The sequence below is a fragment of the Verrucosispora sp. ts21 genome (assembly GCF_002879555.1).
In the GTDB taxonomy this organism is placed as follows: domain Bacteria; phylum Actinomycetota; class Actinomycetes; order Mycobacteriales; family Micromonosporaceae; genus Micromonospora; species Micromonospora gifhornensis.
Genome location: NZ_PNOZ01000013.1, coordinates 37,057 through 51,743 on the forward strand (window position 1 = coordinate 37,057; position 14,687 = coordinate 51,743).

A 14,687-nucleotide genomic window follows, 5' to 3' on the forward strand; every position below is an offset into this window, starting at 1 on the left:
CCCCTACACCCGGTCGCGGACGTCCCAGAGCCAGACGTCGTCGACGCGCTGCGGCTCGCCGAGCAGGGCGGACATCAGTTCCCGCAGCACGGCCTGCTTGGGGTGGGCGCCGAGAACCACCACCGAGGCCCGCCAGAAGCGCAGATCCTCCACCGCCCGCTGGCGGTCCTCGTCGGTCAGCTCGGGCAGTTCGCCGCTGTCCATGCTGCGGTAGATCAGCGTGCTGGTGTGCCGGTTCGGTGCGCCGAAGACACCCTCGCCGTCGAGGTTCGGGCCGATGAAGTAGCCGGCCGGAATCGGGAACTGGTGCTGGGTCAGCGCGCTCCAGCGCAGCGTGGACAGCCCGTGCACGTTGCTGGGGATGGGCACCGGCACCAGGGTCCGACCGTCCGGCACGTACGGCCGCCAGGCGCCGGAGGTGATGAAGGTAGGCGGCGGATCGACCGGCTCGGCCGGCAGCGGGGTGGGGATCAGCGGCAGTACGGCAAGCGTGATCGCCGCGTACCCGACAGCCTGCTGCCAACGCGGTCGCCGCCGCGTGCCACTCGCCGACTCCGAGACACCCGCCGACTCCGCACCGCTCGTCGGTTCCGGGGCGCCCGCCGAGCCCTCCGCCGGCAGGGGGGCGCGTGGGGCCGGTACCGGCGGTCGACCGCGCCCGGCTACCGCGTCCCAGGCCAGCGCGAGCAGGACACCGAGCGCGGCGGTGGTCACCAGGGTCAGCCGGGTCGGCATCATCATCTCGACAAGCGGCAGGTCCTCCGGGATGTACGACCACGGTCCGGGAATGCCGGTCAGCTTGCCGTTGAACCGGATCTCCGGGCCGAGCGCCGCCACGGAGAAGAACACCACGAGCACGGCCAGGATGCGGGCCACAAGCGATCGGCGGACCAGCATTGCCAGGGCCACCACGCAGAGCAGCACCAGCGGCCAGCCGAACCAGGTGTTCTGCTCGGTCAACCCGATTGTCTTCTCCACCGCCTCGGTGCCGGCGATGGTGTCGCGGGGGAAGGTGACGAAGGCGACGATGTCCTCGCCCCAGCTGTGGAACACCCCGCCCTGCAACCCCCGGTAGGACTGCGGGCCGTTGAACTGGAACCAGATCGGGTACGCCGTCAGCAGCAGGGCCAGCCCGCCGCCGACACCCAGCCCGGCGGCGAAGGTGCCGGCCCGCTGCCGCGCCGCCCGGGGCCGCATGATCGCGTACGCGATCACGACGACCAGGCAGGCCAGCGCGGTGAGCAGCAGCATCTCCTCGTTGATGAAGATCTGGTACGCCACCAGCAACCCCAGCACCAGCCCGTTGCGTCGCCACCGGCCTGGCTCGGTCAGCCGGAACACCCGCACCACGATCAGCGGGAGCAGGAAGTTGGAGACGAAGTTGGGCTGGCCGTTGGCGTGGTGCACGATGCCGGGGGCGAAGCCGAGGAACCCGCCGCCGATGAAGGCCGCCGCCCGCGAGCGGACCAGGTGCCGCGACAGCATCCAGTACGCGGTGCCCGCCGTGGCGGCCAGCGCACCGCCCAGGTAGAGCGCGTACACCACCTGGGGGCCGAGCAGCCAGGTCAGCGGGGCCAACGGCAGGGTCACCCCGAGCAGCGAGGTGTTGGCCATCATGTTCACCCCGTCGGGGGCGTTCTGCTGCGTGCTGAACAGCGGGTTCTCCAGGTTGCGCAGCGAGTACGCGCCGTGCGAGAACAGCCACTCGAACCAACTGTGGTCGGTGGGCAGGTGCGACGAGACCCGGTTGTTGACGTCCCCCCAGTAGTTGAGACAGACGACGACACCGAGCAGCACGTAGGCTCCGATGGCCAGCACGTCGGCACGGGCCGGCCGGCGCCGAGGTCGCCCTGTGGATTGCGTCTCGACGGTCGGGGAGACGGGATTCAGCGAGGGATTTACCACCGGCACAGCCACGACGGGCCATCGTACAGGCGGGCTCTTGGGGCTTTTGGCACCCATAGGGTGCGTACCGGATGTGTTGCGGGGGAGGGCGAGCGTGACGGTGATCGACCTCGGCGACCGGACCGAGCCGACCGAGCCACGGCCACCGCGCCGCCGAATCCGGGCCGGCCGCTCCCGGTCGCTGCTGCTGCCGATGATGCTGGCCGTGCTGCTGGTGCTGACCGGGGCCGCCCCACCGGCCGTTCGGATGCAGGCGGTCCTGCCGTCCTCGTTGGCCGCCGAGGTGTTCCTCACCGGCGAGCAGATCGTCGCCGTCGTGCCGCTCCGGGAGGCCGGTGGCGACGACCAGGAGGTGCTCGTCTACCGGCGACCGGAGCGGGCCGGTGGGCACACGCAACAGCTCACTCCACTGTGGCGTCTGCCGATCGGGCCCAGCCGGGTCACCGTGGCAGAGGCCGTGGGTGACGACGGACTGGTGCTCTCCCTGTACGGCACCGACAGCGACAGGTCCGAGACGATGCTGCTGAACAGCCGGACCGGGCAGCCGCGCTGGCGGCAACCGGGAATCGCCACGATCGACGCATCCGACCGGGTGCTGCTGCACACGTTCGACGGTCAGGACTTGGTCGCGGTCTCCTCGGCCGAGCTGACCACCGGCCGCGTGCTGTGGTCGATGCCGTCGAGGGCGAAGTTTGTGTCGTACCACCAGCGGGCGGCGCGTGTCGACGCCCTCGTGGTCTCCACCGTGGCCGGTGACATCGAGGTGCTGGATCCGCGCACCGGCACACTGCGGCGGCGTCTGCCGGCCGTCGGCGACGCGGATCGCTACCAGTACGCCGTGGTGATGGGTGACCTGGTGCTGGTGGTCAACCCCACGAGGGTTGCCGCCTACCACGTCGACGAACTGGATCGTCGCTGGCAAGCGTTGCTCGCGTCGATCGTGTGGGTTCACCCGTGCGGTGACCTGGTCTGTGTCCGCGCGGGTGACGGGGAAAGTGTGTACATACTCGACCCGGCGACCGGGGAGATCCGCTGGCGCGTCGTCGAGAACGTCAACGTCCTGGTCGCCAGCGACGCGCGGGCGCTGGTAATCGATCATCGCGGCAGCGGACAGACGGTGACGACCGTCCACGCAGGCACCCGGGGGGCGGATGACGCTGAACGGTGGGAGCTGGTCGACGGATTCGGTGACGATCCGGAGCTGCTCGGGACGCGGTCCATCCGTGATGTGGGGGTGGTGCTGGCCCGGATCGATCCGACGCGGACGCAGCCCCGGCGCATCGATCTGTTGCCCGGTGCGACCGGCAACTGCGGGTACCGCGAGGACCTGATCGTGTGCCGCCGCCAGGACGGCGACTTCGGGGTGTGGGAACTGCACGGCGCAGCGAGGCGGCCGTGACACTTATCGACCTCGGTGAGCTGACCGAGCCGACTGACCCGCAACCGCCGCGCCCGCAGCGTCGCCCCAGCGGTCGGGGCCGACAATGGCCCCTCGCGCTGATGGCGTTGGCCATGCTGGTGGTGCTGACCGCCGCCGCACCCCCGGCCGCGCGGGTGCACGCGACGGTGCCGGGCGGCCTGGCAGCCGACCTGTTCCTCAGCGAGGACCACATCTTCACCATCACCCCGGCACCCAGGGTGACCGACGGGTCGCGGGAACTCACCGCCTATGCCCGGCCCCGGCGAGCCACCGTCACCCCGCAACGCCTCGTACCGCTGTGGCGGGTGCCGGTGCCACCAGGGGGCCGGTTCATGCGGGTGGAGGACACCGCCGTCGGCGTGCTGTTGTCGCTGGTCCCGTCGCAGAACCTGGGCCGGTCGACCGAGACCATGCTGCTGGACGCCGCCACCGGGCAGCAGCGCTGGCGCAGCGCCGGGTTCGGCACCCGCGACGCGTCGGGTCGGGTGCTGCTTCAGACGTGGGACGTTCAGCAGTCGACCACGCTGCGTTCGGTCGAGGTGGCCACCGGCCGTGAGCTGTGGTCCAGGACGTTGCCGCCGTCCGGGGTGGAACACCACCAGCGTGACGGTGTGATCGACGCCATCGTGGTGTCCACCGCCGCCGGTGACGTCGAGGTGCTCGACGCCCGGACCGGACAGCTCCGCGACCGGCTGCCCGCCGCCGACAGCACCGGCTACCAGCAGTCGTCGGTGGTCGATGACCTGCTGCTGGTGGTCCGTAACTCGCGGACCATCACCGCCTACGACCTGGCCGGTCTGGTGCCGCGCTGGCAGACCACCGTGCCGCTGGCGGACCACGTGACCCGCTGCGGTGCGCTGCTCTGCGCCAAGGCCAACAGAGGCGGCACGCATGTCATCGACCCGGTGGCCGGGGACGTGCGGTGGAGCACCAGCGAGGATGGTGACCTGCTGCGGGTGACGTCGACGAGGGCTCTCGCGCAGTTGGGCGAATCAGGGCTTGTCACGCTCGACGCGGCGACCGGGGAGGTGGTGACCGAGCACGGCTCCTGGGAGACGGTCGCCAGCTACGAGCAGGAACTCCGGCTGCTCGGCATCCACCTGTTGCCCGAGGTGGGCGCGGTGCTGGCCCGGCTCGACCCGGCGGAGGCACAGCCACGGCGCCTCGACGTGCTTCCCGGCGTCGTCGGCGACTGTCAGAGCCGGTACGACCTGATCGCCTGCCGCCGCCAGAGCGGCGACTTCGGGTTGTGGCAGCTGCCCGACTGAGCGGGCAGGGGCACCTCGACCGCCCGGATCAGTGCCGACCCCCGAAGGATCTCGGCACCACCGACGCGGGGGGTTGGGACCGGTTTGGCCAGCAGCGCTAGGTTGTCGAGTTGTCGTCGCCGGGAAGGGGCTGGACATGCGGGTACTTGTGGTCGAGGACGAACGCCACCTCGCCGACGCGATCGCGCGTGGCCTGCGCAAGCGCGGAATGGCGGTGGATGTCGCGTACGACGGCGACAGCGGTCACGAGATGGCCTTCGTCACCCGCTACGACGTGGTGGTGCTCGACCGTGACCTGCCCGGGATGCACGGTGACCAGATCTGCGCGGAGCTGGCCAGCTCGGGCGCGCTGACCCGGGTGCTGATGCTCACCGCCAGCGGCACCGTCGCCGACCGGGTCGAAGGACTACAGCTCGGCGCGGACGACTACCTGCCCAAGCCGTTCGCCTTCGACGAACTGGTCGCCCGGGTGCAGGCGCTGGGCCGGCGGGCCACCCCGGCGGCACCGCCGGTGCTGGAACTGGCCGACCTGGTCGTCGACCCGGCCCGCCGGACGGCCACCCGTGGCGGGGCACCGGTGGAGCTGACCAACAAGGAGTTCGGCGTCCTCTGCGAACTGCTCAAGGCCCGCGGTGCGGTGGTGTCCAGCGAGGAACTGCTGGAGCGGGTCTGGGACGCCAACACCGACCCGTTCACCACGATTGTCCGGGTCACCGTGATGACCCTGCGTCGCAAGCTCGGCGATCCGCCGCTGATCGAGACCGTGGTGGGGGCCGGCTACCGTACCGCCGAGGTGCCGGCGTGACGGGCACCCCGCGGCGGCCCCCGCGCCTGCGACCCACCCTGCGGCTGCGGTTGACCCTGCTCAACGGCGTGCTGCTGGTGGGCGCGGGCGCGATCCTGGTGCTGCTGTCCTGGCTGCTGGTCCGTGACGCGCTGCGGCCCACCGACGAACTGCTGCCCGGCACGACGGTGCTGCTGGCCGACGGGCGTTCCATGGACGCCGCCGCCTGGCAGCGGCAACTTGTCGACTCGGCCTCCGGGGAACTGCTGGCCAAGGGGCTGGCCGCGTTGCTGGCCATCGGGACGGTCGGGGTGGTCGGGGCGTACGCGGTGGCCGGTCGGGCGCTGCGACCGCTGCACCAGGTCACCGCGACCGCGCGGCGGCTCGGTGAAACCACGCTGGACCAGCGGATCAGCTACTCCGGGGCCAACGACGAGGTGGCCGAGCTGGCCGACACCTTCGACGAGATGCTGGACCGCATCGCCGCCGCCTTCGAGGCCCAGAAACGGTTCGTCGCCAACGCCTCGCACGAACTGCGTACGCCGCTGGCCGTGATGCGTACCGAAATCGATGTGACGCTCAGCGACGACGAGGCGGATGCCGCCGAGTACCGCCGGATGGCCACCGTGGTGCGTGACGCCTCGGAACGGGCCAACAGCCTTGTCGACGCGCTGCTGGTGCTGGCGCGCAGCGAGGCCCAGACCGGCCGTCGACTGGGCCGGCGTACCGAGTGTGACCTGGCCGCCGGCACCCTCAACGCCTTGTCGGCGGTACGCCGTGAGGTGGAGCGGATAAAGCTCGACGTGCACACCTCGCTGGAACCGGCACCTGTCGTCGGTGATCCTGGTCTGCTGGATCGCCTGGCCGGCAACCTGATCGAGAACGCGGTCCGTTACAACCACCTGCACGGCCGACTCTGGGTACGCACCGGCTCCGATGGGCAGCGGTCCTGGCTGGTGGTCGGCAACACCGGTTTCGAGGTGGACCAGGCGGACGTACCAGGACTGTTCGAGCCGTTCCGGCGGGGCGGCCGGGAACGGACCGGGGCGCGCGGGTCGGGGCTCGGCCTGTCCATCGTCCGGGCGGTCTGCGACGCGCACGGTGGCACGGTGACCGCGGTGGCGCAGTCCGGCGGTGGCCTGGAGGTGACGGTCAACCTGCCGGCCGCCGACGCCGGGTCGACGGGGGAGAACCCCGTCCGGTGATCCGGTGCCGACCGGGTGACCCGGTGCGGCCCGGTTGCCGCCATCGCGCCCTCTGGCACACCGGCTACGGCCCCGGCGGCGGTAATTCGCTTGATCACGGTGAGAGATTGGGCCCATGACTTCGAGGGTGCGATGGATCGACTTCGACTGTGCCGACCCGTTCGCCATGGCGACGTTCTGGGCCGAGGCGACCGGAATGCGGCACGATCCCGACAACAAGCCGGGCGAGCCGGAGTGCGCCCTGCTGTCCGGGGCGGAGATCGCCGACGGCGGGATGCTGTTCCAGCGGGTGCCGGAGGGCAAGACCGCGAAGAACCGGGTACACCTGGATCTCCAACCGACCGACCGGACCCGCGACGAGGAGATCGACCGTCTGCTCGCCCTGGGCGCCGTACTGATCGACGATCAGCGCCGACCCGACGGCACCGGCTGGGCGGTCCTCGCCGACCCGGAGGGCAACGAGTTCTGCGTGGAGCGCAGCAGGGCGGAGCACTCGGCATAACCTGCCGGTTCAGCGCCAGCCCTGCGTGAGGCGGGTGTTGGCGTGGAGGAGGTGCTGGGCGAGGAGGTCGGCGCGCCGCTCGTCGACCCGGTGTGCGGGGGCGGAGATGGTGAGTGCGGCCACGGCGCCCCGGGTGGGGTGGACGACGGCCACGCCGACGGCGTACACACCGTCGACGCATTCTTCGATGTTCGACGCGTAGCCGCGGGAGCGTACGGCGTCGAGTTCCTTGATCAGTTGGTCGGTCGTGGTGATCGTGGCGGCGGTCAGCGCGGCCAAGGTCCGCGGATGCAGCGCCCGGATGTCCTTCGGGCGCATCTGGGCGAGCAGGGCCTTGCCGCCGGCGGTGGTGTAGGCGGGTAGTCGGTCGCCGGTGCGGACGCCGACCCGGACGGTCTGCGTGCTCTCGACGCCGTCGAGGAAGACGACACAGGCACCCTGCAAGCCGATCAGGTTGACCGTCTCGCGGGTGGTCGCGGCCAGGTGTTCCATGTGGGGGCGGACGGCGGCGACGACGTCCCAGGGGGCCTGTCGGGTGGCGACCTCGTGTGCCGCAGGGCCGAGCCGGTACCGGCGGGAGTCGTCCTGGCGGGCGAAGTCGAACTCCTTGAGCGTGGACAGCAGCCGGTGCGCGGTGGACGGGGCGACCTGCAGGTGCCGGCCGAGGTCCGCCACGCTCACCGACTCCTGGGCGCCGAGATACAGCAGGGCTCGTAGCGCGTTGCCCACCGACTCCATGACCTGCCTCCCACTGCTCGCCGCCGACCCGCGCAGTATTCCGCACAGAGGAACCCTTCTCCCAGACCCTTCTGCGTGACGGAAGATCAAGGTCTACTGGTCGGGGGTCGACGGAGAGGAACTGTGCGGTGGCGAGCGTGCGTGACGTGACCTTCGAGCTGCTGCGGGCGCACGGCCTGACCACCATCTTCGGCAACCCCGGCTCGAACGAGCTGCCGTTCCTGGCCGGTATGCCGGACGACTTCCGGTACCTCCTCGGCCTGCACGAGGGCGTGGTGCTGGCCATGGCCGACGGGTACGCCCAGGCCCGCCGAGGCCCGGCGCTTGTCAACCTGCACGCGGCAGCGGGCAGCGGCAACGCGATGGGCCAACTGACCAACTCGGTCTACTCGCACAGCCCGCTTGTGGTCACCGCCGGGCAGCAGGTCCGCTCGACGGTCGGCCAGGAGGTGATGCTCGCCAACGTGGACGCCGCCGCGCTGCCCCGGCCGCTGGTGAAGTGGAGCAGCGAGCCGGCCGCCGCCGAGGACGTGCCCCGAACCATCAGCCAGGCGATCCACACCGCCACGCTGGCACCTCAGGGACCGGTGTACGTGTCGGTGCCGTACGACGACTGGCAGGCCCAGTCCTCCGTCGACGCGCGGCACCTGCTGTCCCGTACCACCGTGACCGCCGCGGCGCTGACCACCCGGCAGCTCACCGAGCTTGCCGCGGTGCTGGACCGCGCCGACCGGCCGGTGCTGATCCTCGGACCCGACGTCGACGCGACCGCCGCGAACGACCATGCCGTGGCGCTCGCCGAAGCCCTCGCCGCCCCGGCCTGGATCGCCCCGTCGGCGTCGCGCTGCCCGTTCCCCACCCGCCACCCCGCCTTCCGCGGCGTGCTGCCGGCCGGGGTCAAGGCGATCAGTGACCTGCTGACCGGACACGACCTCGTCCTGGTCGTCGGCGCACCGGTGTTCCGCTACCACCAGTACGACCCGGGAAGGTATCTGCCCGAGGGCACCCGACTGGTGCACCTGACCGTGGACCCGGGCGAAGCCGCCCGCGCGCCGATGGGCGACGCGATCGTCTGCGATCTCGCCGACACCCTCACCCGGCTGGCCGCCGCCGTCACCCCCGGGCGGCGGGCCGCCCTCGTACCGTTGCCGCCCATTGCGACGCCGCGACCCGCCTCGGCGGGCCGGCTGCATCCGGAGGAGGTGTTCGCCGTGCTGCGGAACACCGCTCCGGCCGACACCGTCTGGGTCACCGAATCCACCTCGACCAGCGGCGCCTTCTGGGCACAGGCGGACCTGCGCCGGCCCGGCAGCTACTACTTCCCCGCCTCCGGCGGCCTCGGCTTCGGGCTGCCCGCGGCCGTCGGGGTGCAGGTGGCCGATCCCGACCGGCAGGTCGTCGCCCTGGTCGGGGACGGGTCGGCCAACTACGGCATCACCGCGCTGTGGACCGCCGCCCGCTACCGCATCCCGGTCATCTTCGTCATCCTGCGCAACGGGACCTACGGTGCGCTGCGCTGGTTCGCAGGGGTGCTGGAGGCCGGGGAGACGCCGGGCCTGGACATCCCCGGCATCGACTTCACCGCGCTGGCCGCCGGGTACGGCGTCACCGGCGTCGCGGTCTCCAGCCGTACGGCACTCGTCGAGGCGGTCACCGACGCCCTCGCTGCCGGGGAACCCCGGCTCATCCAGGTCGACACCGACCTCACCACCCCCTGAACCGCTGAAAGGCAAGCCCATGTCCGCACCCCAGCCGTCCGCCCCGGTGCTCGGCCGTTTCCCCGACTTCCCGCACGAGCAGGTGATCTTCTGCCAGGACCCGGAGACCGGGCTGCGGGCGATCATCGCCATCCACGACAGCACCCTCGGCCCGGCCGTCGGCGGCACCCGGATGCACCCGTACGCCACCGAGGCCGACGCGTTGACCGACGTGCTGCGCCTGTCGCGGGGGATGACGTACAAGAACGCGGTCGCCGGCCTGCCCTGCGGCGGCGGCAAGGCGGTCATCATCGGCGACCCCGACACGATCAAGTCCGAGGCGTTGCTGGAGACCTACGGACGTTTCGTGCAGAGCCTCGGTGGCCGCTACGTCACCGCCGGCGACGTCGGGATCAGCGCCGCCGACCTCGATGTGATCGGCCGGTCCACCGACCACGTCCTCGGCCGCACCACAAACGCCGGAGGGTACGGCGACAGCGGCCCGATGACCGCGTACGGTGCCTTCCACGCCCTGCGGGCCGCCGCTGCTGTCCGATGGGGGACCGCCGACCTGGCCGGCCGTACCGTCGGGGTCGAAGGGCTCGGCAAGGTCGGCCACGAACTCGTCCGCCTCCTCGTCGAGGCCGGTGCCACGGTCACCGCCGCCGACATCTCTGCACACGCCCGCGAACGGGTCCGACGGGAACTGCCCGCGGTGCTTCTCGCCGAGCGGGTCATCGACGCGCCTGTCGACATCTACGCCCCGTGCGCGCTCGGTGCCACCCTCACCAGCGACTCGGTCCCGACGATCCGCGCGGCAGTGGTCTGCGGCGCCGCCAACAACCAACTCGCCACCCCCGAGGTCGAGCAGCAGCTCGCCGAGCGCGACATCCTCTGGGTGCCCGACTTCGTCGCCAGCGCCGGTGGGGTCACCACCGGATCGGCCGAGTACCGGCGGATTCCCCTGGAGGAGGTGCCCGCCCAGGTTGCGAAGATCTTCGACACGGTGACCGAGGTGCTCGACCTGGCCCGCCGGCAGGGCATCCTGCCCGGCACGGCAGCCGAAGACATCGCCCACACCCGTATCCAGCAGGCCCGAACCGGCCTCAAGCCCGGCTACCTACCCCACTGACCGACCCCCTTTTGATCGACTCCGTTACGGCGTAATGGCGGTATCCGGCCAGGCGGGTCACCGCCATTACGGCGTAACGTCGAGGCCGTCAGCCGTGCCCGACGTCGAGGCCGTCAGCCTGTGTGCGCCGTCAGCCCGCGTGCGACGGCTGGCCCGTCAGGCCTCCCGCGGGTGGGGCAGTTGACCATGGGAGGTCCGGATGATCCCGACGCTGATCGTGTTCGGCCTGCTGTTCGGGCGCTGGTGGCGTTCGGCGCTCATCCTCGCTGCGGTGGGATGGCCGGTTCTGCTTGTCGCGAGCGGTGTGGAGGACGTCGGGCCGGGTCTGCTCGCCGCCGCCGGGCTGGCCGTGCTCAACACCGCCGTCGGCGTGCTGATCCATCAGGGTGTCCTGCTGGTGATGCGGAGACGACGAGCCTCCTGACCGTCACCGAGCGGACCACGGATCGCCGCCCCACCCGGCACCCGCACGAACCAGGCGGCAGCTGACCCCCAGACACCAGCCGCGGGCAGCCACCAAATGAGATCGCGGCGGCCGCCCCAGGGGGGCGACCACCGCGATCCGGTGTGCTCGGGGTGGGGGTCAGCCGGCCAGGCTGGCCACCTCGCGCGGCAGGAACCGCTGGCCGGTCACCCGCTCGCTGGTGCCGGTCCGGTCCAGGTACGGCGTGACGCCGCCCAGGTGGAACGGCCAACCGGCGCCGAGGATCATGCACAGGTCGATGTCCTGCGCCTGCGCCACGACACCCTCGTCGAGCATCAGCCGGATCTCCTGCGCCAGCGCGTCCAACGCGTTCTGCCGCACCTGCTCCTCGGTGAGCGGCTGGTCGCCGACCACCAGCAGCTTCGCCACCTCGGCGTTGATCTCGTCGTCGACGACGATCGGCTGGCCGGAGTCGGCGATCCGCTTGAGGTTCTCGCTGATGCCGAAGCGCTCCGGGAAGGCGGCGTGCAGGGTGCCGCCCACGTGGTACGCCACGGCCGGGCCGACCAGCTGGAGCAGGGCCAGCGGACGCATCGGCAGACCCAACGGGTCCACCGCGCGGTTCGCCACCTCCAGCGGGGTGCCCGCGTCCACGGCGGCGAAGATCGCCCCGAGGAAGCGGGTGAGCAGCCGGTTCACCACGAACGCCGGGGCGTCCGCGACCAGCACCGAGGACTTCTTCAGCTGCTTGCCGACCGCGAAGGCGGTGGCCAGCGTGGCGTCGTCGGTGCGCTCACCGCGGACGATCTCCAGCAGCGGCAGTACGGCTACCGGGTTGAAGAAGTGGAAGCCCACCACCCGCTCCGGGTGCTCCAGCTCCGCCGCCATCGCCGTGATGGACAGCGACGAGGTGTTCGTCGCCAGCACCGCCTCCGGCTTGACGATCTTCTCCAGCTCGGCCCAGACCTGCTTCTTGACGTTCAGGTCCTCGAAGACCGCCTCGATGACGAAGTCCGCGTCGGCGAACGCCGCCTTGTCCACCGAGCCACTGACCAGGCCGTACAGCTTGGCGGCCGTGCCCTTGTCCATCCGGCCCTTGCTGACCTGCTTCTCGATCTGGGTGTGCACGTAGCCCACCCCCTTGTCGACCCGGGCCTGGTCCAGGTCGGTCATCACGACCGGCACCTGCAGGCGGCGGGCGAACAGCAACGCCAGCTGGCTGGCCATCAGGCCGGCGCCGACGATGCCCACCTTGGTCACCGGGCGGGCCAGGCCCTTGTCCGGTGCCCCGGCCGGGCGCTTGGCCCGCCGCTGCACCAGGTCGAAGGCGTACAGGCCGCTGCGCAGCTCCTCGGAGAAGATCAGGTCGGCGAGGGCCTCGTCCTCGGCGGCGGTGCCGGCGGCGAAGTCGGCGTCCTTCGCCGTCTCCAGCAGGTCCAACGCCTTGTACGCGGACGGGACAGCGCCGTGCAGTCGCTGGTCGAGGGTCTGCCGGGCGAAGTAGAGCACCCCGGCCCACATGTCCTTGTCGACCTCGGGCCGGGTCACGGTGACCTCGCCCCGGACGACTCCGGCGGCCCACTCCAGGGACCGCTCCACGAAGTCGGCCGGCTCCAGCAGCACGTCGGCGATGCCCAGCTCAGCGGCCTGCTTGGGCTTGAGCATCTTGTTCTGCATGAGCGGGTTCTGGATGATCACCTGGGTGGCTGCCGGGATGCCGATCAGGTTCGGCAGCAGCTGGGTACCGCCCCAGCCCGGGATCAGACCCAGGGAGACCTCCGGCAGCGCCAGGGCGGCGGCACCGGCCGACAGGGTCCGGTAGTGGCAGTGCAGGGCCAGTTCCAGGCCGCCGCCCATCGCCGCGCCGTTGACGAAGGCGAAGGTCGGGATCTGGCTGTCCTTGAGCCGGGCGAAGACCCGGTGGCCCAGCTGCCCGATGGCCAGCGCCTGCTCCCGGTCGGCCAGCAGCGGCAGGCTGGTGATGTCCGCGCCGACGCAGAAGATGTACGGCTTGCCGGTGACCGCGATGAACGCCGGCTCGGCGGCCAGGGCGGCGGTGATCGCCTCGTCCAGGCTGGACAGTCCGCCGGGGCCGAAGGTGTTCGGCTTGGTGTGGTCGAAGCCGTTGTCGAGGGTGATCAGGGCGGCCGGGCGGTCCAGCCCCGGCACGTTCACCTGGCGCAGCAGGGCCCGGGTGACCACCTCGTTCGGTGCGGTCAGCGCGCTCACTTGTTGCCCTCCCAGTGCGGGTTCTCCCAGATCACGGTGCCGCCCATGCCGATGCCGATGCACATCGCGGTGAGGCCGTAGCGGACCTCGGGGTGCTCGGCGAACTGCCGGGCGAGCTGGGTCATCAGCCGTACGCCCGAGGAAGCCAGGGGGTGACCGATGGCGATCGCGCCGCCCCACTTGTTGACCCGCGGGTCGTCGTCGGCGATGCCGAAGTGGTCCAGGAAGGCGAGCACCTGTACGGCGAACGCCTCGTTCAGCTCGAACAGGCCGATGTCGTCGATGGTCAGCCCGGCGATGCGCAGGGCCTTCTCCGTCGACGGGATTGGGCCGACGCCCATCACCTCGGGCTCGACGCCGACGAAGCCGTACGACACCAGGCGCATGGCGACCGGCAGGCCCAGCTCGCGGGCGACGTCCTCGGCGACCAGCAGGCTGGCGGTGGCGCCGTCGTTCAGACCGGCGGCGTTGCCCGCGGTCACCTTGCCGTGCGGGCGGAACGGGGTCTTGAGGCTGCCCAGCTTCTCCAGCGAGGTGTCGCGGGGGGCCTCGTCGGCCGTGGCCAGACCCCAGCCGCCCTCCTCGTCGCGGATGGCCACCGACACCAGGTCGTCCTGGAGCTTGCCGTTGGCGTACGCCTTGGCGGTCTTCTGCTGCGAGGCGAGCGCGAAGGCGTCGGTGCGCTCCTTGGTGATGTGCGGCAGCCGGTCGTGCAGGTTCTCCGCGGTGGCGCCCATGACCAGCGCGGACGGGTCGACGAGCTTCTCGGCGACGATGCGCGGGTTGGGGTCGACGCCCTCGCCCATCGGGTGGCGGCCCATGTGCTCGACACCACCGGCGATCGCCACGTCGTACGCGCCCACGGCGATGGCGCTGGCGACGCTTGTCACGGCGGTCATCGCCCCGGCGCACATCCGGTCGATGGCGAAGCCGGGGACGCTCTTGGGCAGACCCGCCAGCAGGGCGGCGGTACGGCCGATGGTCAGTCCCTGGTCACCGATCTGGGTGGTGGCGGCGATGGCCACCTCCTCGACCCGCTCCGGCGGCAGCTGCGGGTTACGGCGTAGCAGTTCGCGAATGCATCGGATCACCAGGTCGTCGGCGCGGGTGTTGGCGTACATGCCACCCGCCTTGCCGAACGGGGTACGGACGCCGTCGACGAAGACGACATCCCGAACTTCACGGGGCACTGGAGCCTCCTAGCCGGCACTGGCATTTCCCCGAATGCTACCCGTCAGTAACAATCCTCGCCCCACCCCACCCTGTGGCCCAGCCCACACCCAGCCTCACCCCGTCCCTTCACCCCCGTTGATCAAGAGGTTTGCGTCTGCCGTACGGCGTGTCGCTGACGCAAACCTCTTGATCAACAGAGAGAGCCGGGGG

The 14,687-nt window shown here is 71.2% G+C and carries 12 protein-coding genes; 8 read left to right on the forward strand and 4 right to left on the reverse strand.

Translation table 11 applies throughout. The features are described from left to right. Window positions 1-3 precede the first annotated feature (3 nt). Window positions 4-1,962, reverse strand: a complete 1,959-nt coding sequence (locus C1A38_RS07830; RefSeq protein ID WP_199180127.1) for a DUF6311 domain-containing protein — start codon at window positions 1,960-1,962, stop codon at window positions 4-6. A 37-nt stretch (window positions 1,963-1,999) separates the two neighbouring features. On the opposite strand from C1A38_RS07830, the gene C1A38_RS07835 reads away from it, so the two are divergent. The 5 genes from C1A38_RS07835 to C1A38_RS07855 all read left to right on the forward strand — a co-directional run bounded on the left by C1A38_RS07835 (window position 2,000) and on the right by C1A38_RS07855 (window position 7,084). Continuing rightward, window positions 2,000-3,304, forward strand: coding sequence for an outer membrane protein assembly factor BamB family protein (locus tag C1A38_RS07835; protein ID WP_102657159.1), 1,305 nt, complete (start codon window positions 2,000-2,002; stop codon window positions 3,302-3,304). Next, entirely contained in the window at window positions 3,301-4,593 is a 1,293-nt protein-coding gene (locus tag C1A38_RS07840; RefSeq protein WP_146017482.1) for an outer membrane protein assembly factor BamB family protein, read from the forward strand. The genes C1A38_RS07835 and C1A38_RS07840 overlap by 4 nt, the downstream gene beginning before the upstream one ends. A 136-nt stretch (window positions 4,594-4,729) precedes the next feature. After that, the gene (locus C1A38_RS07845; protein WP_013732317.1) at window positions 4,730-5,398 is read left to right on the forward strand and encodes a response regulator transcription factor; all 669 of its coding nucleotides are present in this window, start codon (window positions 4,730-4,732) and stop codon (window positions 5,396-5,398) included. Further along, complete coding sequence (locus C1A38_RS07850; RefSeq protein WP_102657161.1) at window positions 5,395-6,582, forward strand: sensor histidine kinase; 1,188 nt, start codon at window positions 5,395-5,397, stop codon at window positions 6,580-6,582. Before C1A38_RS07845 ends, C1A38_RS07850 begins: the two co-directional genes overlap by 4 nt. 115 nt (window positions 6,583-6,697) lie before the next feature. After that, window positions 6,698-7,084, forward strand: coding sequence for a VOC family protein (locus C1A38_RS07855; protein WP_102657162.1), 387 nt, complete (start codon window positions 6,698-6,700; stop codon window positions 7,082-7,084). Window positions 7,085-7,093: 9 nt separating this feature from the next. Here the strand turns inward: C1A38_RS07855 and C1A38_RS07860 are convergent, their stop codons facing one another. Then, a complete protein-coding gene (locus tag C1A38_RS07860) occupies window positions 7,094-7,822 on the reverse strand; it encodes an IclR family transcriptional regulator (protein ID WP_102657163.1) in 729 nt (242 codons plus the stop codon). A gap of 128 nt (window positions 7,823-7,950) precedes the next feature. Between C1A38_RS07860 and mdlC the strand changes: the two genes are divergently transcribed. From mdlC to C1A38_RS07875, 3 genes are all read left to right on the forward strand, one after another. After that, a complete protein-coding gene (mdlC, locus tag C1A38_RS07865; protein ID WP_102657164.1) occupies window positions 7,951-9,540 on the forward strand; it encodes a benzoylformate decarboxylase in 1,590 nt (529 codons plus the stop codon). Window positions 9,541-9,559: 19 nt separating this feature from the next. Next, window positions 9,560-10,651: a Glu/Leu/Phe/Val family dehydrogenase gene (locus C1A38_RS07870; RefSeq protein ID WP_102657165.1), complete on the forward strand. Its 1,092-nt coding sequence runs from the start codon at window positions 9,560-9,562 to the stop codon at window positions 10,649-10,651. Window positions 10,652-10,850: 199 nt separating this feature from the next. Further along, the gene (locus C1A38_RS07875; protein ID WP_102657166.1) at window positions 10,851-11,075 is read left to right on the forward strand and encodes a hypothetical protein; all 225 of its coding nucleotides are present in this window, start codon (window positions 10,851-10,853) and stop codon (window positions 11,073-11,075) included. 159 nt (window positions 11,076-11,234) lie between these two features. Here C1A38_RS07875 and C1A38_RS07880 read toward each other — a convergent pair whose 3' ends face one another. Both C1A38_RS07880 and C1A38_RS07885 read right to left on the reverse strand, forming a co-directional pair. After that, window positions 11,235-13,304, reverse strand: a complete 2,070-nt coding sequence (locus tag C1A38_RS07880) for a 3-hydroxyacyl-CoA dehydrogenase NAD-binding domain-containing protein (RefSeq protein ID WP_102657167.1) — start codon at window positions 13,302-13,304, stop codon at window positions 11,235-11,237. Further along, window positions 13,301-14,494 carry a thiolase family protein gene (locus tag C1A38_RS07885; protein ID WP_102657168.1) on the reverse strand — a complete coding sequence of 398 codons (1,194 nt, stop codon included), beginning with the start codon at window positions 14,492-14,494 and terminating at the stop codon, window positions 13,301-13,303. Before C1A38_RS07885 ends, C1A38_RS07880 begins: the two co-directional genes overlap by 4 nt. Window positions 14,495-14,687: the final 193 nt, after the last annotated feature.

Coding starts and splice junctions, on each gene's coding strand:
- C1A38_RS07845 (WP_013732317.1), top strand. CDS start 4,730: ATGCGGGTACTTGTGGTCGAGGACGAACGCCACCTCGCCGACGCGATC.
- C1A38_RS07870 (WP_102657165.1), top strand. CDS start 9,560: ATGTCCGCACCCCAGCCGTCCGCCCCGGTGCTCGGCCGTTTCCCCGAC.
- C1A38_RS07855 (WP_102657162.1), top strand. CDS start 6,698: ATGACTTCGAGGGTGCGATGGATCGACTTCGACTGTGCCGACCCGTTC.
- C1A38_RS07875 (WP_102657166.1), top strand. CDS start 10,851: ATGATCCCGACGCTGATCGTGTTCGGCCTGCTGTTCGGGCGCTGGTGG.
- C1A38_RS07860 (WP_102657163.1), bottom strand. CDS start 7,822: ATGGAGTCGGTGGGCAACGCGCTACGAGCCCTGCTGTATCTCGGCGCC.
- C1A38_RS07830 (WP_199180127.1), bottom strand. CDS start 1,962: ATGGGTGCCAAAAGCCCCAAGAGCCCGCCTGTACGATGGCCCGTCGTG.